The organism is Thalassospira australica, assembly GCF_000763295.1.
Classification (GTDB): Bacteria; Pseudomonadota; Alphaproteobacteria; order Rhodospirillales; family Thalassospiraceae; genus Thalassospira; species Thalassospira australica.
The window spans coordinates 78,329-101,959 of the sequence record NZ_JRJE01000001.1 but is presented as its reverse complement, the minus strand read 5'-3'; the positions used below and the strand labels follow the sequence as shown (position 1 = coordinate 101,959).

The 23,631-nt window shown below is 54.6% G+C and carries 22 protein-coding genes; 10 read left to right on the top strand and 12 right to left on the bottom strand.

Going from position 1 to position 23,631, the window contains the following annotated elements; genetic code table 11:
- The first annotated feature begins 71 nt into the window (after positions 1-71).
- The 8 genes from JF44_RS0100450 (at position 72) to JF44_RS0100415 (ending at position 7,681) form a co-directional block, all read left to right on the top strand.
- Positions 72-656 carry a TRAP transporter small permease gene (locus tag JF44_RS0100450; protein ID WP_238318335.1) on the top strand — a complete coding sequence of 195 codons (585 nt, stop codon included), beginning with the start codon at positions 72-74 and terminating at the stop codon, positions 654-656.
- Positions 657-668: 12 nt separating this feature from the next.
- Positions 669-1,952: a TRAP transporter large permease gene (locus JF44_RS0100445; RefSeq protein ID WP_033066986.1), complete on the top strand. Its 1,284-nt coding sequence runs from the start codon at positions 669-671 to the stop codon at positions 1,950-1,952.
- Between the two features lie 110 nt (positions 1,953-2,062).
- Positions 2,063-2,845: a maleate cis-trans isomerase family protein gene (locus tag JF44_RS0100440; protein WP_052065295.1), complete on the top strand. Its 783-nt coding sequence runs from the start codon at positions 2,063-2,065 to the stop codon at positions 2,843-2,845.
- Positions 2,846-2,862: 17 nt separating this feature from the next.
- Positions 2,863-3,852, top strand: a complete 990-nt coding sequence (eutB, locus tag JF44_RS0100435) for a hydroxyectoine utilization dehydratase EutB (protein WP_033066985.1) — start codon at positions 2,863-2,865, stop codon at positions 3,850-3,852.
- Positions 3,853-3,857: 5 nt separating this feature from the next.
- Positions 3,858-4,850 (top strand): cyclodeaminase, encoded by a 993-nt coding sequence (locus JF44_RS0100430; RefSeq protein ID WP_033066984.1) that lies wholly within the window; start codon positions 3,858-3,860, stop codon positions 4,848-4,850.
- A 48-nt stretch (positions 4,851-4,898) separates the two neighbouring features.
- The gene (doeA, locus tag JF44_RS0100425) at positions 4,899-6,080 is read left to right on the top strand and encodes an ectoine hydrolase DoeA (protein WP_033066983.1); all 1,182 of its coding nucleotides are present in this window, start codon (positions 4,899-4,901) and stop codon (positions 6,078-6,080) included.
- 108 nt (positions 6,081-6,188) lie between these two features.
- Positions 6,189-7,187: a N(2)-acetyl-L-2,4-diaminobutanoate deacetylase DoeB gene (doeB, locus tag JF44_RS0100420; protein ID WP_033066982.1), complete on the top strand. Its 999-nt coding sequence runs from the start codon at positions 6,189-6,191 to the stop codon at positions 7,185-7,187.
- A 2-nt stretch (positions 7,188-7,189) separates the two neighbouring features.
- Positions 7,190-7,681 (top strand): Lrp/AsnC family transcriptional regulator, encoded by a 492-nt coding sequence (locus JF44_RS0100415; protein ID WP_033066981.1) that lies wholly within the window; start codon positions 7,190-7,192, stop codon positions 7,679-7,681.
- A gap of 79 nt (positions 7,682-7,760) precedes the next feature.
- Here the strand turns inward: JF44_RS0100415 and JF44_RS0100410 are convergent, their stop codons facing one another.
- The 11 genes from JF44_RS0100410 to JF44_RS0100360 form a co-directional block, all read right to left on the bottom strand.
- A complete protein-coding gene (locus JF44_RS0100410) occupies positions 7,761-7,946 on the bottom strand; it encodes a hypothetical protein (protein WP_033066980.1) in 186 nt (61 codons plus the stop codon).
- On the bottom strand, positions 7,946-9,298 hold the full coding sequence (locus JF44_RS0100405; protein ID WP_033066979.1) for an amidase: 1,353 nt from the start codon (positions 9,296-9,298) through the stop codon (positions 7,946-7,948). The genes JF44_RS0100410 and JF44_RS0100405 overlap by 1 nt, the downstream gene beginning before the upstream one ends.
- 12 nt (positions 9,299-9,310) lie before the next feature.
- Complete coding sequence (locus JF44_RS0100400; RefSeq protein WP_033066978.1) at positions 9,311-10,732, bottom strand: TRAP transporter large permease; 1,422 nt, start codon at positions 10,730-10,732, stop codon at positions 9,311-9,313.
- Positions 10,733-10,787: 55 nt separating this feature from the next.
- Positions 10,788-11,360 (bottom strand): TRAP transporter small permease subunit, encoded by a 573-nt coding sequence (locus JF44_RS0100395; protein ID WP_033066977.1) that lies wholly within the window; start codon positions 11,358-11,360, stop codon positions 10,788-10,790.
- A gap of 101 nt (positions 11,361-11,461) precedes the next feature.
- Positions 11,462-12,619, bottom strand: a complete 1,158-nt coding sequence (locus JF44_RS0100390; protein ID WP_052065310.1) for a TRAP transporter substrate-binding protein — start codon at positions 12,617-12,619, stop codon at positions 11,462-11,464.
- A gap of 205 nt (positions 12,620-12,824) precedes the next feature.
- Positions 12,825-13,790 carry a 2-hydroxyacid dehydrogenase gene (locus JF44_RS0100385; RefSeq protein ID WP_033066976.1) on the bottom strand — a complete coding sequence of 322 codons (966 nt, stop codon included), beginning with the start codon at positions 13,788-13,790 and terminating at the stop codon, positions 12,825-12,827.
- Between the two features lie 437 nt (positions 13,791-14,227).
- Entirely contained in the window at positions 14,228-15,391 is a 1,164-nt protein-coding gene (locus JF44_RS0100380; protein ID WP_033066975.1) for a Gfo/Idh/MocA family protein, read from the bottom strand.
- A gap of 54 nt (positions 15,392-15,445) precedes the next feature.
- On the bottom strand, positions 15,446-16,501 hold the full coding sequence (locus JF44_RS0100375) for a sugar phosphate isomerase/epimerase family protein (protein WP_033066974.1): 1,056 nt from the start codon (positions 16,499-16,501) through the stop codon (positions 15,446-15,448).
- A 92-nt stretch (positions 16,502-16,593) separates the two neighbouring features.
- Positions 16,594-17,550: an ABC transporter substrate-binding protein gene (locus tag JF44_RS0100370; protein ID WP_033066973.1), complete on the bottom strand. Its 957-nt coding sequence runs from the start codon at positions 17,548-17,550 to the stop codon at positions 16,594-16,596.
- A 63-nt stretch (positions 17,551-17,613) separates the two neighbouring features.
- The gene (locus JF44_RS0100365; protein ID WP_033066972.1) at positions 17,614-18,627 is read right to left on the bottom strand and encodes an ABC transporter permease; all 1,014 of its coding nucleotides are present in this window, start codon (positions 18,625-18,627) and stop codon (positions 17,614-17,616) included.
- On the bottom strand, positions 18,620-20,173 hold the full coding sequence (locus JF44_RS0100360; RefSeq protein WP_052065293.1) for a sugar ABC transporter ATP-binding protein: 1,554 nt from the start codon (positions 20,171-20,173) through the stop codon (positions 18,620-18,622). The genes JF44_RS0100365 and JF44_RS0100360 overlap by 8 nt, the downstream gene beginning before the upstream one ends.
- 176 nt (positions 20,174-20,349) lie before the next feature.
- On the opposite strand from JF44_RS0100360, the gene JF44_RS0100355 reads away from it, so the two are divergent.
- Positions 20,350-21,390, top strand: a complete 1,041-nt coding sequence (locus JF44_RS0100355) for a LacI family DNA-binding transcriptional regulator (RefSeq protein WP_033066971.1) — start codon at positions 20,350-20,352, stop codon at positions 21,388-21,390.
- Here the strand turns inward: JF44_RS0100355 and JF44_RS0100350 are convergent.
- Positions 21,387-21,875 (bottom strand): VOC family protein, encoded by a 489-nt coding sequence (locus tag JF44_RS0100350; protein ID WP_033066970.1) that lies wholly within the window; start codon positions 21,873-21,875, stop codon positions 21,387-21,389. The genes JF44_RS0100355 and JF44_RS0100350 overlap by 4 nt on opposite strands.
- 623 nt (positions 21,876-22,498) lie before the next feature.
- On the opposite strand from JF44_RS0100350, the gene nspC reads away from it, so the two are divergent.
- The gene (nspC, locus tag JF44_RS0100345) at positions 22,499-23,596 is read left to right on the top strand and encodes a carboxynorspermidine decarboxylase (protein WP_033066969.1); all 1,098 of its coding nucleotides are present in this window, start codon (positions 22,499-22,501) and stop codon (positions 23,594-23,596) included.
- Positions 23,597-23,631: the final 35 nt, after the last annotated feature.

Sequence of the window (23,631 nt, the reverse complement as noted above, 5' to 3'; positions counted from 1 at the left end):
CGTGTGGGGGGAACCATCAACCACATAGATCGTTTTACAACAATGTCTCGCACGCGCATCAAGGAGGTTCTATGTCAGGTTCTAATGGGGAGGCCCCCGCTCCAAGTGGCGGGGCGCTGGGTATTCTGAGAAAACTTGATCACGGTTTATCCGTGGTCGAGCGACAGCTTCTTGGATGGAGCATTGTGATCATGGCGGTGAATACCGTCGCCAATGTGATCATGCGTTTGGGGTTCAATTCGAGCATCTTCTTCTCCGAAGAGCTCAATCAGTTTCTGATCATTCTTGTGACGTTTGTCGGCATCAGCGAAGCCGCCCGCATGGGCCGCCATATTCGCATGTCCGCCTTTACCGATATGCTGGGGCCGCGCGCAAGCAAGGTCATGATGATCATCATTACATTGGGCACAGCCAGTCTGCTGTTCCTCTTGGCGTGGTATTCGATTGATTACGTATCCTCGTTGATGACGTCCAACCGGCTGACGCCAGCGTTGCGCATTCCTTATTACCTCACAGTCCTGATCGTGCCGTTTGGTTTGTGTGTTACCGGCATCCAGTTTGTTCTGGCCGCACTGACCAATATCCTCAAACCCGGGACACACCTGTCCTATCAGGTTGAGGATACTTTTAGTGACGCCGACGAGCATCATCTGTAGGGGGACAGAAAAATGGATTTAGGAACGACAATCCTTCTGGTGATGCTTGTACTGCTTGTGCTCGGCTTCCCCATGATGGTGCCGCTTGCGACTGCCAGTGTCGTCGCATTCCTGTTTTACATGCCGATCCCGGAACGCATTCTCATTCAGCAGATGGTCACGGGCATTTCACCGGTCGCACTAATCGCAGTGCCCATGTTTATCTTTGCCGCCGATATCGTGACAAAGGGCCATACAGCCAACCGGCTGATTGACCTTGCCATGACCTTTGTCGGCCATGTTCGTGGCGGCCTTGCTGTGACCACTGCCCTTGGCTGCACCATGTTCGGGGCTGTTTCGGGATCAACGCAGGCAACCGTGGTTGCCATGGGCGGGCCTTTGCGCCCCAAGATGCTCAAGGCTGGCTACGAAGACAAATTCGCCATGGCGCTGATCATCAATGCCAGTGACATCGCGTTTTTGATCCCGCCGTCCATTGGCATGATCGTGTTTGGTGTAGTTGGCAAAGTCTCGATCGGGGAGCTGTTCTTGGCCGGTATTGGTCCGGGCATTCTCATCCTGATCATGTTCTCGCTGTACTGCATGTACTACGCCAAAAAGAACAACATCCCGACCATCCCGCGCATGACCTGGGCCGAACGCGGCAAAGCCGTGATCAATGCCGGACCGGCCATCATGTTCCCGGTTCTGATCGTTGGCGGCATTTATCTTGGCTGGGTCAGCCCGACCGAGGTTGCCGCAGTCGCCGTGGTCTATGCCGTGATCCTTGAAGTTCTGGTCTTCAAATCGGTCAAATGGTCAGAATTGCTATCGATTGCCCGTTCAACCGGCCTGATTACCGCCGTTGTTTTCATTCTGGTCGGTGCCGGGACGACGTTCTCGTTTGTGATTTCCTTTGCCCAGATCCCGCAACATGTGATCGGCGCATTGGGACTTGAAGGCGCGCATCCCTACATCATTCTGGCGGCAATCTGCATTGCCTTCTTTGTGGGTTGCATGTTCGTTGACCCGATTGTTGTCATTCTGGTTCTGACCCCGATCTTCATGCCGCTGGTCAATGCAGCGGGACTTGATCCGGTTCTGGTCGGGACGCTTGTGACCCTGCAGGTTGCGATCGGCTCTGCAACGCCACCGTTCGGGTGCGATATCTTTACCGCCATAGCAATCTTCAGGCGACCCTATGCCGAAGTCATCAGCGGAACACCGCCCTTCATCATTATGTTGTTGCTGGCTGCGGTGATCCTGATCTTCGTGCCGCAGATCGCCTTGTTCCTGCCTGAACTTGCATTCCACTGATCAGGATCAGGCAATAAAATCCCGGGCACGCCCGGATACACGCAACTTTAAAATTTGAAACAGGGTCGTCCTGCCAAAATGGCAAGGACGACCCGCTTCTGGAGTTCAGGATGATGTCCGTTTCCCATGCGGTCACGCCAGAGCCGGTAGATGTGTCGTATTTTCCTGATCCGGTCGGACCGGCAGGACGCATTGGCCTGATCACACTGGCAACAGATTTTAACAGCGAGGATGACCTGCGTGGCATCCTGCCCGCTGATATACGTCTGTTCACCACCCGCATCGAAAATGCCAACCCTGTGACGGTTGAAAACCTGAAATCAATGGCCGCTGATTTGCCGCGTGCGGCCAAAACACTGCTGCCCGGTTATGGCGTTGATGTTGCCATTTTCGGCTGTACGTCGGGCACTGCTGTCACCGGTTCGGACAAAATTGGCGAACTGATCAATCAGGGCATGCCCGGTGCCAAGGTCACCAACCCGCTTTTGGCCAGTGAAATGGCACTGCATGCCGTTGGCGCACAAAAAATTGCCATCCTGACCCCCTATATTGCCGATGTGACCCAATCGGTGGCAGACGAATTCCGCGCCAGGGGATTTGATGTCACCCGTATTATGGGCTTTGGCCTTGATACCGATCTGGACATGACATCGCTGCCCCCCACGGCCCTGCTGGAAGGGGCGCTTAAGGTCGACACATCCGATGCCGATGCGGTGTTCATTTCCTGCACGGCGGTTCGGTCTGCCGAGATTATCGCAGAAGCCGAACGACAACTGGGCAAGCCCGTGATTACAAGCAACCAGGCATTGGTCTGGCATGCTTTGCAACTGATGAACTACGCAAAACCGGTCACAGGGTTCGGAACCCTGTTTGATCAAGATTCAAAACCATAGAAAAAAGTCGAGGTCCCATGAAAGACCCCATCACATTTGCTGATGTTCTTTCTGCCCGTAAAACCATTTCGGGTCATGTGATCCATACGCCGTTGCGTCCGTCAGCAAGCCTGTCTGATCACGTCGGCAGCCCGGTCTGGCTCAAATGCGAACAGCAACAATACACTGGCAGTTTCAAGCTGCGTGGTGCGGCCAATGCCGTCTTGCGCCTGACGGATAAAGAAAAGGCCAAAGGCGTTGTCGGTGTATCCACCGGGAACTATGGCCGTGCCCTTGCCTATGCCGCGCGAAACGCGGGCGTCCGGTCGGTGATTTGCATGTCCGAACTTGTCCCGCAAAACAAGGTCGATGGCATCCGTGCCCAGGGCGCGGAAGTGCGCATCATTGGTCAATCACAGGATGAAGCACAACACGAAGTCGACCGCCTGGTGAAGGACGAAGGCATGATCATGCTGCCCCCCTTTGACCATGCCGATGTCATTGCAGGTCAGGGAACTCTTGGCCTTGAAATCATCGAAGCCCTGCCAGATGTCGACACCTTGCTGGTGCCGCTGTCCGGTGGGGGGCTGCTTGCCGGTGTGGCGCTGGTGGCCAAGTCGGTCAACCCGATGATCCGGGTGGTTGGCATTACGATGGAACGCGGCTGTGCGATGATCACAAGCCTTCAGGAAGGCAAACCCACCGCGGTCAAGGAACTGCCGACACTCGCAGACAGTCTTGGCGGCGGCATTGGCGAACAGAACCAATACACCTTTGATATGTGCGGGGATCTGACCGACGATTTCGTACTGGTCAACGAAGCCCAGATCGCCGATGGCATTCGTGCCGCCTATCTTGATGACCAACAGGTGATCGAAGGCTCCGGCGCGGTTGGCATTGCCGCCCTTCGGGCCGGACTGGTCGACAACCCCGGTCGGACCGTTGTGCTGACCACCGGGTGCAACATCGATATGGATTTACACAAACGCATTGTCGGCGGCGAAGACGTCGACCTGATGGCGGAGTAACCGACATGCCCGAAATCAGAATTCTCACAGAAACCGACCTGCACAAGGTCATTGATCTGGACATGGATGCAATTGACTGTGTGGAAAATGCGTTCCATGCACTGGCGACCAAAGATGTCCGGATGCCCCCGATCCTGCGCTTGGATATTGATGAATATAATGGCGAGGTCGATGTCAAAACCGCCTATGTTCCGGGCATCGACAGCTTTGCCATCAAAATCAGCCCGGGCTTCTTTGATAACCCCAAACTGGGCCTGCCATCTGTAAATGGTTTGATGAACCTGTTTTCCTCAAAAACCGGCATGCTCGAAGCGGTGCTGCTTGATAACGGTTATCTGACCGATATCCGCACTGCCGCCGCAGGCGGGGTTGCCGCCAAGCATCTGGCCCGATCTGATGCCAAACATGCCGCCATTTACGGCGCAGGTGTTCAGGCCCGCTTGCAGCTCAAGGCGCTGACCCTTGTGCGCGATATTACATCGGCCACGATTTGGGCACGCGACCTTGCCAAGGCCGAAGCCTGCGCCAAAAAGGCATCGCTCGAACTGGGCATCCCCGTTAGCGCAACCAGTGACGGCAAGGATGCAGCACAGCATGCTGATATCATCGTCACAACCACCCCATCACGCGACCCGGTTCTAAGGGCCGATTGGGTCACGCCGGGCACGCATGTAACGGCCATGGGATCGGATGCCGAACATAAAAACGAAATTGATCCAGCCCTGATCGGGACGGCTGATCTTTATGTTTGCGACAGTCAGGCACAGACCAGCATTCTTGGCGAACTTCATCACGCCTTGACTGCCGGAATTGCCGATAAGAACGCCACATTCCCCGAACTTGGTCAGATCATTGCCAAATCAATGACGGGCCGAACTTCTGCCGATCAGATTACGATTTGTGACCTGACCGGAACCGGTGTACAGGACACCGCTATCGCCACCCTCGCCCGGAGCCGCTGCAATGCAGTTGGTGCAGGGGTCGAGATTAATTCTTAACAACAAAGGGAAACAGGGTCTGGACCCACCTTTATCAGGAGGCCTGCGATGAGCCAGGTTGAATTAAATTTCACGCGTGAGGAATACACCGAACGCCTGGAGAAAACCAAAAAAGCCATGGTGGAAAAAGAAATCGATCTTCTGATCGTGACTGATCCGTCAAACATGGCCTGGCTGACCGGCTATGACGGCTGGTCGTTCTATGTCCATCAATGTGTGCTTATACCCATTGAAGATGATCCGATCTGGTTTGGCCGTTCTCAGGACGCCAATGGTGCAAAACGCACGGTTTACATGCCCCATGATCGCATCATTCCCTATGCAGATTATTATGTGCAATCGACCACGCATCACCCGATGGATTATCTGTCCGAGGTGATCGAATATCGTGGCTGGGCATCGCGGCGCATTGGCGTGGAAATGGATAACTACTATTTCTCGGCCAAGGCTTTCCTGCAGCTTCAAACCCATTTGCCAAACGCAACATTCTCGGATGCGACCGCACTTGTGAACTGGCAACGTGCCGTTAAATCCGAGACAGAGATTTTCTATATGCGTCAGGCGGCCCGCATCGTCGAAAACATGCATGAGCGCATTTTTGAAATCGTCGAACCGGGCATGCAAAAGAACGAACTGGTCGCGGAAATTTTCCGTACCGGGATCGCCGGCGTTGATGGCATTGGCGGTGACTATCCCGCCATTGTGCCGCTTCTGCCATCCGGCCAGGATGCCAGCGCCCCGCACCTGACCTGGGATGAAAAACCCATTCCGGGCGACGCCGGGACCTTCTTTGAAATTGCCGGGTGCTATCGCCGTTATCACGCGCCGCTGTCGCGCACGATCTATCTCGGCGAGCCGGATCAACGCTTCCTTGATGCCGAAAGCGCATTGATCGAAGGCCTTCAGGCCGGGCTGGAAGCTGCCAAACCGGGCAACGTCTGTGAAGACATCGCCAATGCCTTCTTTGGCGTTTTGCAGAAATACGGCATCGAAAAAGACAGCCGCTGTGGCTATCCGATCGGTCTGTCCTATCCGCCGGACTGGGGCGAGCGCACCATGAGCCTGCGCCCCGGTGACCGTACGGTTCTTGAACCAAACATGACCTTCCACTTCATGCCGGGCCTCTGGTTTGATGACTGGGGCATCGAGATCACCGAAAGCATGATGATCACGGAAACCGGCAGCAAAACGCTGACCAGCTATCCAAGGCAGCTTTTCGTCAAGAACTAGCCCGCCTGAAACCGCCGGACGCTGCCAGATAATGCCTGCAGCGTCCGGCTCCAGATGCCACAGCCTGGCAACGGCGGTCGCGGCGCCAGGCTCTTTAAGGACACGACCATGACAAAACCATCACCCATCAGCCCGACGATCCCTCTTGATCAGGATGGCATTCACCACGGCTTTTTGAAGTTGCCCTATTCGCGTGATGATTCCGCATGGGGTGCTGTGATGATCCCGATCACCGTGGTCCGCAATGGCGATGGCCCCACCGCCCTTCTTACAGGGGGCAACCACGGCGATGAATACGAAGGACTGGTATCCCTGTTCAAACTGGCCGGGGCATTATCCCCGTCCGAAATTACCGGACGCGTGATCATCTTGCCGGCAATGAATTACCCGGCGTTTCGCAATGCGTCGCGGACATCCCCGATTGATGCCGGCAATATGAACCGGTCCTATCCGGGCAAACCTGATGGCACCGTCACGCAAAAAATCGCCGATTATGTGTTGCGTCATCTCGTGCCAGAGGCCGACATCGTTCTTGATATTCATTCGGGCGGCAAAACGCTTGATTTCATTCCCTTTGCCGCCGCCCACGTCCTGCCGGACAAGGAACAGGAAGCCCGCTGTGTGGCCGCCATGAAGGCCTTTGGCGCGCCCTATGCCATGATGATGCTTGAACTTGATGCGGTTGGCATGTTTGACACCGTCGTCGAAGAAGCTGGCAAAACCTTTGTCACCACCGAACTGGGGGGTGGCGGATCAACCACCGCAGAACGCGTTGCCATTGCCGATCGCGGCGTGCGCAATCTTCTGATCCATGCCGGCATTCTGACAGGCGAACTTGAAGCTGCCCCCGAAGACACGACAATGCTTGATATGCCCGATGACCGATGCTTTGTCGCATCCGAAACATCCGGCCTTTACGAGCCCTGTGTTGATTTGGGCGAGATGGTCAAACAGGGCGAGCTGATCGCACGCATCTATGATGTTGAACGCACAGGTACACCGCCACGCGAATATTTTGCACCGCGCGATGGCATCGTGTCATGCCGCCATTTCCCGGGTTTGATCAAGACAGGTGACTGTCTGATTGTGATTGCCGAGGTACTCTGAACATGATCAGGCTTGATGAGCTGGATCTGAAAATCCTCAAAACCCTGCAACGCGAAGGGCGCATCACCAAGGTCAAACTGGCCGAGGCGGTGAACCTTTCGCCCAGCCCATGCTGGGAACGCTTGAAACGCCTTGAAGACCTTGGCGTCATTTCGGGCTATCACGCCCATATCAACTTGGAAAAACTGGTCAAACCAACGCTGGTCCTGACCGAAGTCACCCTGCGCCATCATCAGCATGATGACTTCCAGATTTTTGAAAAAGCCGTTCAGGACATCCCCGAAATCGTCGAATGCTATGCGTTGGGCGGCGGGGTGGATTACATGCTCAAGGTGCTGTGTCATGACGTTGATGCCTATCAACGTCTGATCGACGGACTTCTGGTGTCCAATATCGGCATTGACCGCTATTTCACCTATATCGTCACCAAGAAAGTCAAAACCACGTCAATCACGCCGATTGAAAATCTTGTCGATTCTCCCGAACGGAAATAACCGCGTAAAAAACGGGGCAGGAAGTGCTTCCTGCCCCGCAAGTTTGCTTGCATCCCCAGGGGGTTTTCCCCCTGTTGGATCAGTGTTTGTCTTCCTTGTGGCCCATTGCAACATGCCAGATATCCCAGCCGGCAAGACCAACAGTAACGGCAATAATGATCGCAAGGTCCCAGCGCGGCACATATCCCAGAAGAATGCCGACAAACCCGACAAGGATTGCAAAGGATAGCAGCGCCATAATCCGGGTTAAAAGAGTGCTCTGCATCACGCGGCCTCCTGACTGTTAAGGAATGTTTTCAACCAGTTTGCAGTTCGCATCAGACGCGCATCATCGCCAACCCGCCCAACAAGCTGTATGCCCATCGGCATGCCATTTTGTGCCCACAACACCGGTATGGTCACAGCCGGTGTTCCGCAATATGTCCAAAGCCCGTTAAAGATCGGGTTGCCGGTTGTCTGAAGGTTCGCAGGCGCCGGTCCCGGCGTTGCTGGCGTGATAATCGCATCACAGCGGTTGAACACTTCATCAAGCCCCGCATTCAGAACCTTGCGCCAATCAAGGGCGGCAAGATAATCACGCGCCTTGACGTCATTGCCCTTGTCAATCGCCTCGACGATTTCAGGCGACAACTGATCGCGTCCACGTTTTTCATAGGCATAGAAATCCTTTGCCATTTCGGCAAAGTTGATCTGCGCGCGTAAACTTGCCGCATCATCAAATGCCTTGGGCAGCGGCACCTCAAAGCATTGATCACCAAGCATCCCCGTGACTTCACGAAACGCCATCACGGTTTCTTCATCCGCCACATCATCAAATTGTGGTGGTCGGACAAACCCGAACATCGGTGTGACAAGCGGCTTGCCTTTGGCGACGTCAAACAGACGCGGTGTCGGGCTTGGGGTCGTTGCAGGATCACCTGCATCATGCCCAAACAGGCTTTCGGCAACCAATGCCGCCCCGTTGACCGAATTGGCAAACACGCCAATGGTATCAAGGCTGGGGCTTTGGCTCAGCACCCCGGTTCGGGCAATCGCGCCAAATGTCGGTTTGAACCCGACCACCCCACAGAACGCCGCAGGGCGGATAACCGACCCGCCGGTTTGCGTTCCAACGGCCAACGGCACCATGGCCGCGGCAACGGCCGCCGCCGATCCGGCAGATGACCCACCCGGTGTATGGTCCGGGTTGTGCGGGTTACGCGTTTTGGACGGATGCATAAAGGCAAGCTCGGTCGAAACCGTCTTGCCCATGATAATCGCCCCTGCCGCTTTCAGACGGCTGACCAAAACAGCGTCCTCTTCGGGCACCCGTCCCGCGTCAAGTGGCGTTCCGTTTGACGTCGGGATTTTCGCCGTATCGATCACGTCCTTAAGCCCGACTGGCAACCCATGCAGCGGGCCAATCGGTGCGCCGGACTGACGCCGGGCATCCAGGGCACGTGCCTGGGCAATGGCATGATCGCTGTCAAGCCAGGCCCAGGCTTGCACCTGTGGTTCGATCTCGGCAATGCGCGCAAGGCATGCCTCGACATATTCGACTGCGCGCACCGCCCCGCTGGCAAGGCGGTCGCGCAGATCGACAACATCAAGTGTCAGTAGTGGATTGATCTCACTCATCTCAAGCTTCCCTTACCGCGCGCCATAGAACAGGTCAGGCAGGTGGAATACGATCTGAGGGAAAGTGTACATCAGAACCATGCTGACAATCACCATGAACAGGAACGGCATGATGCCCTTGAAGATATCGGTCAACAATATCCCGTTTGGTGCCACCCCCTTAAGGTAATAGGCCGACATGGCCATGGGCGGAGTCAGGAACGATGTCTGCAGGTTGAGCGCCACAAGGATACCAAAGAACAGCGGATCGATATCAAACAGCGGCAACAACGGCAGGAAGATCGGCACAAAGATAATGATGATCTCCGACCATTCCAGCGGCCAGCCCAACAGGAAGATAATCAACTGCGCAAGCAGCAGGAACTGAAGCGGCGTCAGATCGAGCCCGCCAACAAACTCGGCAATCACATGTTCACCACCAAGATAGGAGAACACCGACGAGAAGGTATAAGACCCGACAAACAGCCAGCACACCATCGCCGAGGTCCGCACCGTCAGATAAACCGACTCACGCAACCGATCAAAGGTCAGCGCACGATAGGACGCTGCCAAAACCATGCCGCCAAGCGCACCGATCGATGCCGCCTCGGTCGGGGTTGCCAAACCAAACAGGATCGACCCAAGCACAGCCAGAATAAGGAAGGCCAGCGGGAAGAACGAGGTCGCCAGCATCCAGAGAACCTTGGGCAACGGAACTTCGGGCACTTCTTCTGGGGTCGGACGCGGGGCTGCTTTGGGCTGCAACATTGCACGGCCCATCACATACAAAAGATAAAGCCCGACAAGCGTCAGTCCCGGCAACAGCGCACCGGCATAAAGGCGCACAATCGAAACACCCGATGCTGCCGCATAGACAATCAGCATGATCGACGGCGGGATCAGGATACCAAGTGTCCCGCCCGCACAAATGATGCCCGATGCAAAGCTTTTGTCATAGCGCGCTTTAAGCATCGCTGGCAGGGCAAGCATCCCCATCAGGGTCACAACCGCCCCGACAATCCCGGTCGCGGTTGCAAACAGCGCACAGGTGATCAAGGCAGCAACACCAAGCGATCCGGGGATGTTGCGCGCCGCAATATTCAGCGTCGAGAACAACCGGTTCACAATATTGGCGCGTTCAACGATATAGCCCATGAACAAGAACAGCGGCACCGCTGTCAGGACCTCGTTGGACATCACCGTGTATGTCTGGTTGATGAAAAGATCGAATATTCGGTTGTTGAAAGCCCCTTCAAACCACGTCAACGCGGATGTCAGGGTGTCACTGTCTTCGGCAAGACGGTTAAAGGATCGCCACATCCGACCCGCATCGAAATAGGCGTAATACCCATACCCGATGCCCAGTGCCATCAGGGTGAAGGCAACCGGGAAACCCAGAAATACCAATAAAATAAAGATGCCCAGCATCATCAGGGCGACATGTGCGTCAATCACTTTGGCTGCTCCGTTCGGGGGCGTGTTTCGCGAATGGCAGGAAATCCGTCATTGATCAGTCTTCCTTCGTCACGCGCTGTTTCATCAGCAATTCTTCGGTTTCCTGAACATCATCATCAGCATTGCGCCAGTACCCTTCACGGATACACAAAATGCAACGCATCACCTGTGCGATGCCCTGAATGAACAGAAGAATACCCGCCGCAATGATTACCGCCTTGAATTGAAAGATCGGAACGCCCGCCGGGCTGTTCACACTTACTTCCCCATAGCCCCACGACCGGACTGCATATTTCCAGCCCGACAGGATCAGGGCGGTCACGCCCGGGAAGAAGAAAAAGATGTAAAGAACCAGATCAACCTTGGCCTGGGTTCTGGGCTTCCACAGGCGATAAAGGAAATCGCCGCGAACATGCCCGCCACGCGACAGGGTGTAGGCCCCACCCATCATGAACAGCGTCCCGTACATGATGAAGGACACATCAAGTGACCAAGTGGTTGGTGCATTAAAAAGGTATCGCGACGCCACCTCATAGCTCATGCCAAGCGTCATGAGGATGATCAACCAGCCAAAGGCTTTGCCAAACCAGGCCGACAGCTTGTCCGCGAATTCAATAAATCCGATCATGAAATCCTGTCCGTTCGCATCGTGACCGCTCCGCCCACCGCAATAACGCAGCAGGCGGAGCAGCCAGGGTCATCGAAACACTGAAAAACCGGTTAGGTCGATCAGAGCTTCAGTTTGCCCGGGAAGTAGTGGTCATATGCGAGCTGATAATCAGGCGAGTTCATCAGTTCGTAGAACGTTACACGTTCGACCCATGCACGCTGGCTATCAAGAACACGCTTCATGAACGGATCTTCTTCAAGCGTCGGGATCAGGTTGTCCCAGGCTTCAAGCTGTGCAGCCAGGATCTCTTTCGAGGTCCGGTGAACTTCAACACCTTCGTCCTGAAGTTTCTGCAGATCGGCAGAATAGTTGTCCATTGCCAATGCAGTGTTGGAGGTCGAAGCCGCCTCAACCGCATGGCGCAGGATGGCCTGCAGATCCGGATCCATATCTTCCATCAGCGATTTGCTGAACAGGAATTCAAAGCTTTCCGACGCCTGGTGATACGAAGAAAGATAGTAGTTCTTCGCAACGTCCTGTGCCCCGAAACGCATATCCGATGACGGGTTGTTGAATTCGAACGCGTCAATCACGCCACGTTCCATTGCCGGCACGATCTCGCCGCCCGGAAGCTGCGCAACCGACATGCCCATCGACTGCAGAAGATCTGCTGCCAGACCCACAGTACGATATTTGAAGCCTTCGATATCCGCGACCGAATTTACCGGCTCCTTGAACCAGCCAAACGGCTGTGCTGGCATCGGGAAGCCCAGAAGACCAATAATATCAAGACCCATCACGTCCTGAATCAGTTCGCGATAGAACTCTTCACCGCCACCGGCATAGAACCAGCTCAGCATGGTGGTTGCAGAACCGCCAAAGACCGGGCCCGTACCAAACAGCGATGCCGCCTTGTTCTTGCCGTACCAGTAAACCGGAACGGAATGGGCGATATCAATCACACCGTCATTCACACCATCCAAAACCTGGAAAGCGGCGACAACGGCACCAGCCGGCAGAAGGTCGATTTTCAAACGACCACCGGACATGGCTTCAACACGGTCAACATATTGTTGGGCAAACGTCATCCAGATGTCGGATGATGGCCAGGACGTCTGCATTTTCAGCACCATCGGTGCTGGCTGCGCATGAACTGCAGGTGCGGCAAACATGCCTGTTGCTGCTGCACCACCTGCAACCACCCCGGTCGCCCCTTTGGTAAGGAACGAACGGCGGGATACTTCCTTGGATTTCATGTCGTCTGACTTGGTTTTCATATCCATTTTCCTCCCAGAAATACCGTCTTTTCCCGACAACCATTGTCGAAAACACACGGTAATTGTCAGCCTCAAAAGCCCCTGACCTCAGAATTGAAGATCATGTTTGATGCGCTTGATCCGTTTCGGGACTCCAAAAAACGGCACGCATTTTGTTATTTTTAAAACCTTGAACTAACTGAATTCCGGCGGTTATCCCGCCTGTTTATGCAACCCGGTCACCGGGTTCTTTTCCCTGAAAATAGGCATCCAGGTTATCAAGTGCGCGAAAGCCCATCGCGTCACGCGTTTCTTCAGTTGCGGAGCCTATATGTGGTAACAGAAACACGTTATTCAACGCGCTAATACGTTGGTTCCCGCCGGGTTCATCACAGAACACATCAAGGCCTGCCGCAAACAACTTACCACTTTGAAGGGCATCTACCAACGCATCCTCGTCAACAAGGTTTCCGCGTGCGGTATTTACCAATATGGCCCGATCCGGCAACAAGCCGATTGTCTTGCGGTTGATGATGCCTTTGGTCTCAGGCGTTGACGGACAATGCAGCGACAGCACATCGGAATGGGCAAACAGATCTTCGATGGTGTCATGGAAAATCGCCCCCTTGGCCAAATGATCAGGCAAAGGTTTGCGATTATGGTAATGCACCTCCATCCCGAAGCCACGGGCACGTTCTGCTGCAACCTGACCAACGCGGCCCATGCCCAGAACACCGAACCGTTTGCCGGTAACCTGACGCCCGACCATAAAGGCCGGCGACCAGAAATCCCATTTCCCGGCACGCACCAGCGCATCCCCTTCTGCCCCGCGGCGTGCAGCACCAAGCATACAAAGCATCGCGATTTCTGCCGTGGCATCCGACAGCACATCGGGCGTGTTGGTCACAACGATCCCTGCCGCCTTTGCGGCCGCCAGATCGACATGATCCACCCCGACAGAATGGTTTGCGATGATTTTAAGGGTTTTGGGTAATTCTTTGATCACGTCAGCAGAAAAATGCTCGGAATGGCACGGCAGGACAGCATCGACCTGCTTGCATTTCTCGATCAGTTCCGCGCGTGAAAAGACGCGGTCTTCGGCATTGGTCAGCACCTGATAATCCTGCGCTGCGCGTGCCTGAACGGCATCACGTAAACGGCGCGTTATCAGAAGCTTTGGCTTCTCGGGCATGCGGACGCTCCCCGGTTTTCCCTGAAAGTAGAGTTATTTTTTATGATCCAAGGAAACACCTATAAGGAAAAAGCAGCAATAGGCGATCAACCAAGCAGCAATTCTTTTTCACTTCGTGGAAAACCAGTGACAACATCACGCTACGTTAATACGCACAATTTCCCGGTTAACATTTTGATTTTAATGATAAAAAATTGCGTCAAACATCTTTGAAACGCCGCAATATTTGCGCCCTGATTTCACCATGCCAATGTATACACTTCTTGACACAATCCGATAGAATCGGCGCAAGGCAGGATAAAAAAAGGCCGCTGCCCTTGATATGAGGCAGCGGCAATGTGGCCGGCAAGACGCCGGTCGGGAAGAACCCATTTCTCAATTCAATGCTTGGTGACACACATTCGGTAATCCCCAGATTTACAGAATGTAAGCCCCAATCACATTTTGACCCAAACGGCCCCGTCCCGACCGGATCGAACGACGGCCTCAACAAATTTCATGCCCTTAAGCCCCTCGACCACACCAGGCACCAGAAGCGATCCCGCATCAGCAGTCGTGCCGTTAATATGGGCATTAAGCTGGTCGGCAAAATCGCTGTACAGGTTGGCAAACCCTTCAAGGTAACCTTCCGGATGTCCGGGCGGTACGCGCACACCGCGAAGCCCCTCGGCACCAATTCCGGCGCCACCACGGGTCAACAATTCCGGGCGTCCCTCAAGGGGGCTGAAATGCAGGTGGTTGGGATGCTCCTGCGCCCATTCAATTCCGCCCTTGTCGCCATAAACCCGCAGACGAAGACCGTTTTCATGGCCCACGGCAACCTGACTTGCCCACAGCATCCCGCGTGCACCATTTTCATAGCGCAACAGGATCTGCACATTGTCATCAAGCTTGCGGCCCGGAACGATGGCATCAACATCAGCACACAATTCGCTGATTTCCAGACCGGAAACAAACCCGGCAAGATTATGGGCGTGGGTGCCGATATCGCCCAACGCGCCGCCCATTCCGGCCTTTGCCGGATCGGCACGCCAGCTGGCCTGTTTGTTGTCGGTATCTTCAACCCGCGTTGCCATCCAGCCTTGCGGATATTCGACCTGAACAAGGCGAATATCACCAAGCTTTCCGTCACTGACCATTTTGCGGGCTTCGCGCACCATCGGATAGGCGGTGTAATTATGCGTCAGCGCAAACAGCAATCCGGTTTGCTCAACCTTTTTCTGAATTTGCTCTGCCTCATCCACTGTCATGCACAGCGGCTTGTCACAAATGACATGAATACCGGCATCCAGCATCGCCATAGCAGCAGGGAAATGCAGATGATTGGGCGTGACAATCGCACAGACATCAATGCCGTCTTCGCGGTCTGCCTCTGCACGTGCCATGGTTTCAAAGCTGTCATAGCTGCGATCAGGATCGATAAACAGCTCGGCTGCCGATGCCGCCGCAACATCGGGTTTCGATGACAATGCGCCCGCGACCAGTTCATAGCGATCATCAAGCCGGGCTGCGATCCGGTGTACCGCACCGATAAAGGCCCCATGCCCGCCACCAACCATGCCAAGACGGATGCGACGACCGGGAGTGGAAGGTTTGCTCATGTCTGTCTCCAGATTTCTAACTGTGTTCAATCATGCTTGCCTGCCGGGGCAAACTTAATCCAGACCAAGAATACGGCGATTTGCCGCCTCGTCCGTGCCGCCATCGGCGAAATCGTCAAAGGCCTTTTCGGTCACACGAATGATATGGTTCTTGATGAATTCGGCCCCTTCACGGGCACCATCTTCGGGATGTTTAAGCGCACATTCCCATTCCAGCACGGCCCAGCCGTCAAAATCCATCGCCGCCAGTTTCGAGAAGATCGCACCAAAATCGACCTGCCCGTCGCCAAGCGACCTGAACCGTCCCGCACGCCCGGCCCAGCTTTGATAGCCGGAATAAACACCCTGACGCCCGGTCGGATTGAATTCGGCATCCTTGACGTGGAACATGCGGATACGATCGGCGTAAATATCCATGAAATCAAGATAATCAAGCTGCTGAAGCACAAAGTGGCTCGGATCGTACAAGATGTTCGCACGACTGTGGTTATTCACCCGCTCAAGGAACATTTCATATGTCGTCCCGTCAAACAGGTCCTCGCCCGGATGAATTTCATAACAGACATCAACGCCCGCCTCCTCGGCGGTATTCAGGATCGGTGTCCATCGCTTGGCAAGTTCATCAAAGGCGGTCTCGATCAGACCAGCCGGACGCTGGGGCCACGGATAAACATATGGCCAGGCCAAGGCACCGGAAAATGTTGCATGCGCATTGATGCCCATATGGCGTGATGCCTTGATGGCGGCTTTGACCTGATTAACCGCCCATTCCTGCCGGGCCTTCGGATTGCCGCGAACTTCGGGGACGGCAAAACCGTCAAACATCTCATCATAGGCCGGGTGCACAGCCACAAGCTGCCCCTGCAAATGGGTCGAAAGTTCGGTCAGCGCCACACCATGCGTGGCAAGTATTCCGATCACCTCATCGCAGTAATCTTTGCTCTCAGCAGCCTTTTCGACATCAAACAGGCGCTTGTCCCAACTGGGAATTTGCACACCCTTATAGCCAAGTGATGCTGCCCATCGGCCAATGGAATCAAGGCTATCGAACGGCGCTTCGTCATCTGCAAACTGGGCAAGGAAAATTGCCGGTCCCTTAAGCGTTTTCATCTGTGACCTCTTTGACTGCGTCTTGACAGAATTCTTGTGGATAAGGTTTGCGTCGGGCGGAACCGCCCGACGCAATAGATTTCACATCCCGATCAGAACGGGCTGTCCGGGAAATAGAAGTTCTCGGCATTTTCCTGGGTCACAACAGTTGCGCCCAGAATGTAGCGGCCTTCGACCGGTGCGTTCGAGGTGAACTTCATCACGGTAATGTCCATCGCCGTTGCGATCATTGCCGGCGGATACAGAACATCAATCGGGGTCAGTTCGTCACCGTCCATCACACGTTTGATGATGTCCTTCATGCCCGCACCACCAACGATGAACAGTTCATCGGTACGGTCGGCCTGCTTGACCGCCTCGATCACGCCAAGGGCAATATCATCATCCTGTGCCCAAACCGCGTCGATTTCCGGGAAGCGCGACAGGAAATCCTGCATGACCTCATAACCGTCATCACGGTTCCAGTTGGCATGCTTCATATCAAGGATTTCGATTTTCGACCCTTCAATGGCTTCGACAAACGCATCTACGCGCTCGGTATCAATCGTGGTCGGAATGCCGCGCAGGACAACAATCTTGCCCTCGTCGTTCAGGCGTTTACGGATGTATTCGCCCGATACACGGCCCAGCTGCGGGTTGTTACCGGCAACGTAAACGTCTTCGATGCCCGGCAGCGAAAGCCCACGGTCAACAACCGTGACGAACTTTCCGGCTTCCTTGACCTGCTGTACCGGAACGGTCAGCGGATCGGACTCAAACGGCAGCACAACAAGTGCATCAATGTTCTGAACCGAAACAAGGTCTTCAAGGTCGTTGGCCTGTTCGGTTGCACCATTTGCACTGACAACAATCACGTCAATGTTGGGATGGGTTGCCTCGATACGTTTTTCAGCCTGTTCGGCATGCCAGTTCAGGCCACCGGCCCAGCCATGGGTTGCCGCCGGGATTGAAACCCCGATCTTGATTTTTTCCTGTGCGATTGCACCGGTCGATGCCAAACCAAGGCCCAAGATACAGGCGGCCCCCAGATATTTCGTAAACGTTTTCATAAACGCTTCCTCCTGATCAAAAAATGATGCGTTTTCACATTCTTCCCGAACGTTGATCGCCGGTTATTTGCTCTTTTTGCGTCGCCAGTCCCCACGCTGCAGGAATACGGCGACGATGATGATCAGCCCCTGAACTGCTCCGTTCAGGTAATTACTGATCGCATCCGTCAAATTCAGAATATTGCCAATGGTCGTCAGCATGATCGCGCCAATAACCGTGCCCCAGATCCGGCCATAGCCGCCCTTAAGCATCGTGCCGCCAATGATCACCGCGGCAATCGCTTCAAGTTCCCACAAGACACCCGTGGAACTTGATGCAGAACCAAGGCGCGGCACGTAAATGATGGTCGCAATCGATACACACAGCCCCTGAATGACATAGGTCAGGGTCTTGACCCGATCGACATGGATCGCCGAGTACCGCGCAACCTGCTCGTTTGAGCCGATGGCAAAACATTTCCGGCCAAACGGCGTCATGTTCAAAAGCACATAGCCGGCAACCGCCACAGCAAAGAACACCAGCACCGGCACCGGAATGCCAAGGATGTCACCGTAATAGACCGGGCGATAAACACCACGGACTTCGAAATCAAGCGACAGGGTTCCGCCATCCGCCATATAGGTAACCAGCGACCGGTAAATCCCCATCGTCCCCAATGTGACGATGAATGCTTCGATCTTGCCCTTTGTGCTGACCAAACCGTTGACCGCACCGGCCCCGATGCCAAGCACGATGCTGATCAGCACCCCCAGAAGCACCGTCTCGATCCCGGCGCCAAGGGTTGCGACAAGCGTGTTCATCACAACGATCATCGCCCCGGAAATAAAGGCTGCCATCGACCCGACCGACAAATCAATGCCGCCAGCCGTGATCACAAAAGTCGCCCCCACCGCAATGATGCCGATAAAGGCTGCGCGGGTGAAAATATTCGCAAGGTTGCCACCGCTCAGAAACGCTTCGTTGATACCGGTTCCGATAACGAACAGCGCCACAAGTGCGAGAAACGGGCCCAATGCTTTGAAATCGATGTTTAACCCTTTCGAAGTCGAAGCTTCGGTTCGTTCAAGGCTACTCATGAACAGACACTCCCTGCTTGCCTGATATTCCTGTCGCGTGCCGCATGATTTCATGCTCGTTGCGGTCGTTTCCTTCCAGAATGCCCGTGATGCGGCCTGCAGCCATGACCACGATGCGATCAGACAGGCCAAGCATTTCGGGCATTTCCGACGACAGTAGAATGACGGACTTACCCCGCTTGGTAAGATCGCCGATGAAATGATAAATCTGGCTTTTGGTACCGATATCGATGCCACGCGTTGGCTCGTCGATGATCACGACTTCCGGGTCGGTTTCCATGACCTTCGCCAGCAACAGCTTTTGCTGATTGCCCCCGGAAAAATCACCGACCTTGGTTTTCGGGTCGGCCGCGCGAATATCAAAAGCCTCAATCGCGCGTTCAAGGGCGGCTTCTTCTGCCTTGCGATCAATGATCACACGGCCAAATTTCTCCAACGCCAGTAACGTCAGGTTCGGCCGCATATCCATATTAAGCAACAATCCGCTGCCCTTGCGATCCTTGGTCAAATAGGCAATGCCACATTTTTTGGCATCCTGAAGGTTCTTGATACTGACCGGTGCACCGTTGCGCGCAATGTCACCCGATGAACGTTCACGCAATCCGATGATCGCTTCCATCAGGGCCGTACGGCCCGCACCAACGATGCCTGCAAAACCAAGAACCTCGCCGCGCCGAAGATCAAAACCGGCATCGCGGACCTGTCCAGGAACAGACACATCGCGCACCGAAAGGGCGATGTCAGATGCCTGCACCGCTTCACGGTCGGGGAACATCTGTTTGATGTCACGCCCCACCATCAGGCGCGCCATATCGTCTTTTTCAAGACCGGCGACAGGTTCGGTGGTGATGTGGCGGCCATCGCGCAGCACGGTTACCCGGTCGGCAATGGCTTTGATTTCGTCAAGCTTATGGGAAATATAAAGGATCGCCACGCCCTGCGCGCGCAGACGCTTGATCTGATCAAACAGGATGTCGACCTCACGCCCGGTCAGAACCGCGGTTGGCTCATCAAGGATCAGGATATCGGCGTTTTTCGAAAGCGCCTTGGCAATTTCGACCATCTGGCGATCTGAAACAGGCAAATCGCGAATGCGGGTGCGCGGATCAATATTGCATTGCAACTGATCCAAAAGCTTGCGGGTCTCGGCGCGCATCGCGGCCTTGTCAAGGAACCAGCCCCGCTTGATCTCGCGTCCCAAAAAGATGTTTTCTTCAACGGTAAGCTGTTCGGCCAGATTGAGTTCCTGATGAATCAGGATCACACCATGGTTTTCCCCGACTTCGCTGTCGGCAAATGTGACCGGCGCCTGATCAAGGACAAGTTCACCACTGGTCGGCTGGTGATAGCCAGACAGGATTTTTACCAGCGTCGATTTGCCTGCACCATTCTCCCCCAAAAGTGCATGGACCTCGCCGGCATGCAGATCGATGGAAACATCGAACAGCACCTGTGCGGGGCCAAATGACTTGCAAATCTGCCGACCAGACAGGCGCAGACGTGCCTGTTGACCGGGATCAACGGCGTGAACTGCCGCATCCGTCATGAATATATCCTCCCTAGCGTCGCATTTTTTGCGATCAACTGCTTATTGACTCCTGTGTAAACGTTTTCATTTTTTATGTAAACCTTTACATTTTACTCAGAGTGACCAAAATCACCCCCCAAACACGCACAGTGAATGCTGCTGGACAGCCTGTGACCGGCGGAGTAGGAAGAAGCATGAATGAAAAAATCGCGACGATTGAAGATGTTGCCCGCCACGCAGGGGTCTCTATTGCCACTGTCAGCCGGGCCTTGCACAAACCCGATGTGGTTTCCGAAACCACCCGTGAAAAAGTGCAAACAGCCATCGCCGCGACCGGCTACACCGCCAATGTCATGGCGCGGAACCTGCGCCTGAACCGGTCTGGCATGATTCTTTTGCTGGTGCCTGATATCGGAAACCCGTTCTTTTCAGCGATTCTGTCGGGCATTGAAAAAGGTGCCAGTCAGGCGGGCTATAACGTTCTGATCGGTGATACGCAAAACGATCCCGAACGCGAGGCAACCTATGCCGCCTATCTGCGCAGCAATCAGGCCGATGCCATGATCCTGCTCAATGGGCGCTTGCCCGCACCGCTTGCCAATGCCCCGGCAAATGCCACGCCCCCCGTCGTCATTGCCTGCGAACGCATCCCGGGCTGTGCCTTGCCAACCGTGATCATTGATAATGACGAGGCATCCTTTATTGCCACCCGCCATCTGACCGATTTCGGTCACACCCGCATTGCCCATGTCAGCGGCCCGTCAAACAATATCCTGACCATCGACCGGGTTGCCGGATACCGCCGCGCGCTTGATGCTGCGGACATCGGCTTTGATCCGGCCCTGGTCTATCGCGGGGATTTCTCAATCGATTCCGGGATCGCGGCAGGGCGCGCATTGCTTGGTGATGCCAAAACCCGCCCGACCGCGATAAGCTGTGCGAGTGACGGCATGGCAATTGGTGTGATTGTCGCGGCCAAGGAATATGGCCTGCGCATTCCCGAAGACCTGTCAGTCGTCGGCTTTGATGACATCCCGCACGCTGCGGCCTATGACCCGCCAATCACAACCGTGCGCCAACCGCGCCGTCGGCTTGGCGAACAGGCCATCACCCTCCTGCTGGATCGATTGGGGGCAAAAGCGCCCTTTACCAACACCGAAACCGGACCAGCGATCATTCCGACCGAACTGATCATCCGCCAAAGCAGCGGCCCCTGCCCCAAAACCCGAGCCTAACGGCCGGCAATCTTTTGCCACTCGTCGACAACCGACCGTGCACGATCTTTGTGGTCTTCGCCGGATTTGGCGGTTTCGGATGCAAAAATTTCAAACCGGATGCCGTTGGGATCACGCACAAACAGGCGCCGCGTCCTGCCATCATCTTCGTTGTGATAAACGATCTTGTGCTGAAACAGATGGTTTTGCCAGGCAATCACATCGCGGGGTGCGCCACAGCGAAGACCGATGTGGAAAACATCATCGGGCATATCAGGATCATCCGGATACGGCCCGGTATCAGCAGGCCAGTCAAAAAAGGACAGCCGCGTGCCATCGGGCAGTGCATAGGTAATCAGCAAATAATCACTTTTCCACGATGGGCTATACCCGCTTTCGGCATGGACAAGTGCAGCCCCCAATACCTTGGAATAAAAATGGTCGGTTGCCTCAAGGTCACGGGTCGGAAAAGCAAGATGATCGACACTTACAGGTGCGGGTGACATTGGCTCCTCCGTCTGGTTTTATCCTGTCGGTTTTTAAAACAATTCGCTGTCTTTATTATGGATGCAGGCAAGGCAACGTCATTTTTCATCCCCTTGCCCCGGGGCCTGTTGAAAAACGCCCCGTTCCAAGGCATTGCCGCCCTCGTCCCAAAGGCATTGCTGCCCTCAGGCGGCAACCACGACGGCATCCTGTTTCTCAACAGTCCCTAGATAAACAGATAGGAAATAACAAATCAAAATCAATGCGATTGCCCCTTGATCAAAGCGTCATGAAACCACAACATGCCTTGATACGCAGAATTGCATTACATAGGGGGCATTGCAGTATTGACCGCCCCGGTCCTCGCTGCTATTGGGACGCGGCAAACACACATGCCGTTACCGCCGATTGATGAATGGCAACGCGCAGCTTTGCAACAACCCGAAAGATGGAGGCGTCTGATGAGTGAATACAGTTTATCTGTCTCTGTCTATTGGATGACGCACCGTCAGGCTGATCACTAGAAAAGCCGGTTGTTACCACCACCAGACTGGTGATTTTGCCCAAACCCGGAACATAAACGCCTGATCGCGCGTTCCGCGTTACCCCGCATTCCCCGTGACATAGTTGTAGAGAGCCGCCCATGCCCGCAACGCCCTATTACCTGCTCGATAAATCCAAGCTGCTGCGCAACATGGAAAAGATCGCCTATGTACGCGAACATTCCGGCGCAAAGGCGTTGCTGGCGCTTAAATGCTTTGCGACCTGGTCGGTGTTTGATTTCATGTCGGACTACATGGATGGCACGACGTCATCCTCGCTCTATGAGGTCAAGCTGGGCCGCAAGAAATTCGGCAAGGAAACGCATGCCTATAGTGTCGCCTATTCCGATGATGAAATCACGGAGGTGATCGAAAATGCCGACAAGATCATCTTCAATTCCATTGGCCAGCTAACCCGTTTTGCCGATCAGGCGTCAAACATCGTGCGTGGGCTTCGGCTCAACCCGCAGGTCTCGACCTCAAGCTTTGATCTCGCCGATCCGGCCCGCCCGTTTTCGCGGCTCGGCGAATGGGATGTTGCCAAGGTCGAAGCGGTGATGGATCAGATTTCCGGCTTCATGATCCACAATAACTGCGAAAATGCCGACTTTGATCTGTTTGATCGCATGCTGACCGATATCGAGGAAAAATTCGGATCGCTTCTCGCGCGCGTTGAGTGGGTCAGCCTCGGTGGCGGCATTCACTTCACCGGCGATGATTACCCGCTTGATAAATTCTGCGCCCGCCTTAAGGCCTTCTCCGAGAAATTCGGCGTGCAGGTGTATCTTGAGCCCGGCGAAGCATCGATCACCAACAGCACCACCCTTGAAGTCACCGTGCTTGATACCCTGTTTAACGGCAAGAACCTTGCCATCGTCGATAGCTCGATCGAAGCCCACATGCTCGATCTTCTGATCTATCGCGAAAATGCCAAGGTGCTGCCCAACACCGGCGATCATCCCTATATGATCTGTGGCAAGTCATGCCTTGCCGGTGACGTGTTTGGCGAATTTGATTTCGAAAAAGAGATCAAGGTCGGCGACCGCATCTCCATTGAAGATGCGGCCGGTTACACCATGGTTAAAAAGAACTGGTTTAACGGGGTCGGCATGCCGTCCATCGTGATCCGGGAACTCGACGGAACAGAGCGCGTCGTGCGTGAGTTCACCTTTGACGATTACGTTTCGAGCCTTTCGTAAAACACGAAAGCGCAGTTTTCATAGCGAACCGGGGA

Bases quoted from the DNA above. Each gene is read 5' to 3' on its own strand.
- JF44_RS0100355 (WP_033066971.1), top strand. From the start codon at position 20,350: ATGAATGAAAAAATCGCGACGATTGAAGATGTTGCCCGCCACGCAGGG.
- JF44_RS0100370 (WP_033066973.1), bottom strand. From the start codon at position 17,550: ATGAAAACGTTTACGAAATATCTGGGGGCCGCCTGTATCTTGGGCCTT.
- eutB (WP_033066985.1), top strand. From the start codon at position 2,863: ATGAAAGACCCCATCACATTTGCTGATGTTCTTTCTGCCCGTAAAACC.
- nspC (WP_033066969.1), top strand. From the start codon at position 22,499: ATGCCCGCAACGCCCTATTACCTGCTCGATAAATCCAAGCTGCTGCGC.
- JF44_RS0100385 (WP_033066976.1), bottom strand. From the start codon at position 13,790: ATGCCCGAGAAGCCAAAGCTTCTGATAACGCGCCGTTTACGTGATGCC.
- JF44_RS0100430 (WP_033066984.1), top strand. From the start codon at position 3,858: ATGCCCGAAATCAGAATTCTCACAGAAACCGACCTGCACAAGGTCATT.
- JF44_RS0100415 (WP_033066981.1), top strand. From the start codon at position 7,190: ATGATCAGGCTTGATGAGCTGGATCTGAAAATCCTCAAAACCCTGCAA.
- JF44_RS0100365 (WP_033066972.1), bottom strand. From the start codon at position 18,627: ATGAGTAGCCTTGAACGAACCGAAGCTTCGACTTCGAAAGGGTTAAAC.
- JF44_RS0100380 (WP_033066975.1), bottom strand. From the start codon at position 15,391: ATGAGCAAACCTTCCACTCCCGGTCGTCGCATCCGTCTTGGCATGGTT.
- doeB (WP_033066982.1), top strand. From the start codon at position 6,189: ATGACAAAACCATCACCCATCAGCCCGACGATCCCTCTTGATCAGGAT.
- JF44_RS0100450 (WP_238318335.1), top strand. From the start codon at position 72: ATGTCAGGTTCTAATGGGGAGGCCCCCGCTCCAAGTGGCGGGGCGCTG.
- JF44_RS0100410 (WP_033066980.1), bottom strand. From the start codon at position 7,946: ATGCAGAGCACTCTTTTAACCCGGATTATGGCGCTGCTATCCTTTGCA.
- JF44_RS0100390 (WP_052065310.1), bottom strand. From the start codon at position 12,619: ATGAAAACCAAGTCAGACGACATGAAATCCAAGGAAGTATCCCGCCGT.
- JF44_RS0100445 (WP_033066986.1), top strand. From the start codon at position 669: ATGGATTTAGGAACGACAATCCTTCTGGTGATGCTTGTACTGCTTGTG.
- JF44_RS0100350 (WP_033066970.1), bottom strand. From the start codon at position 21,875: ATGTCACCCGCACCTGTAAGTGTCGATCATCTTGCTTTTCCGACCCGT.
- JF44_RS0100360 (WP_052065293.1), bottom strand. From the start codon at position 20,173: ATGACGGATGCGGCAGTTCACGCCGTTGATCCCGGTCAACAGGCACGT.
- JF44_RS0100375 (WP_033066974.1), bottom strand. From the start codon at position 16,501: ATGAAAACGCTTAAGGGACCGGCAATTTTCCTTGCCCAGTTTGCAGAT.
- JF44_RS0100405 (WP_033066979.1), bottom strand. From the start codon at position 9,298: ATGAGTGAGATCAATCCACTACTGACACTTGATGTTGTCGATCTGCGC.
- doeA (WP_033066983.1), top strand. From the start codon at position 4,899: ATGAGCCAGGTTGAATTAAATTTCACGCGTGAGGAATACACCGAACGC.
- JF44_RS0100395 (WP_033066977.1), bottom strand. From the start codon at position 11,360: ATGATCGGATTTATTGAATTCGCGGACAAGCTGTCGGCCTGGTTTGGC.
- JF44_RS0100440 (WP_052065295.1), top strand. From the start codon at position 2,063: ATGATGTCCGTTTCCCATGCGGTCACGCCAGAGCCGGTAGATGTGTCG.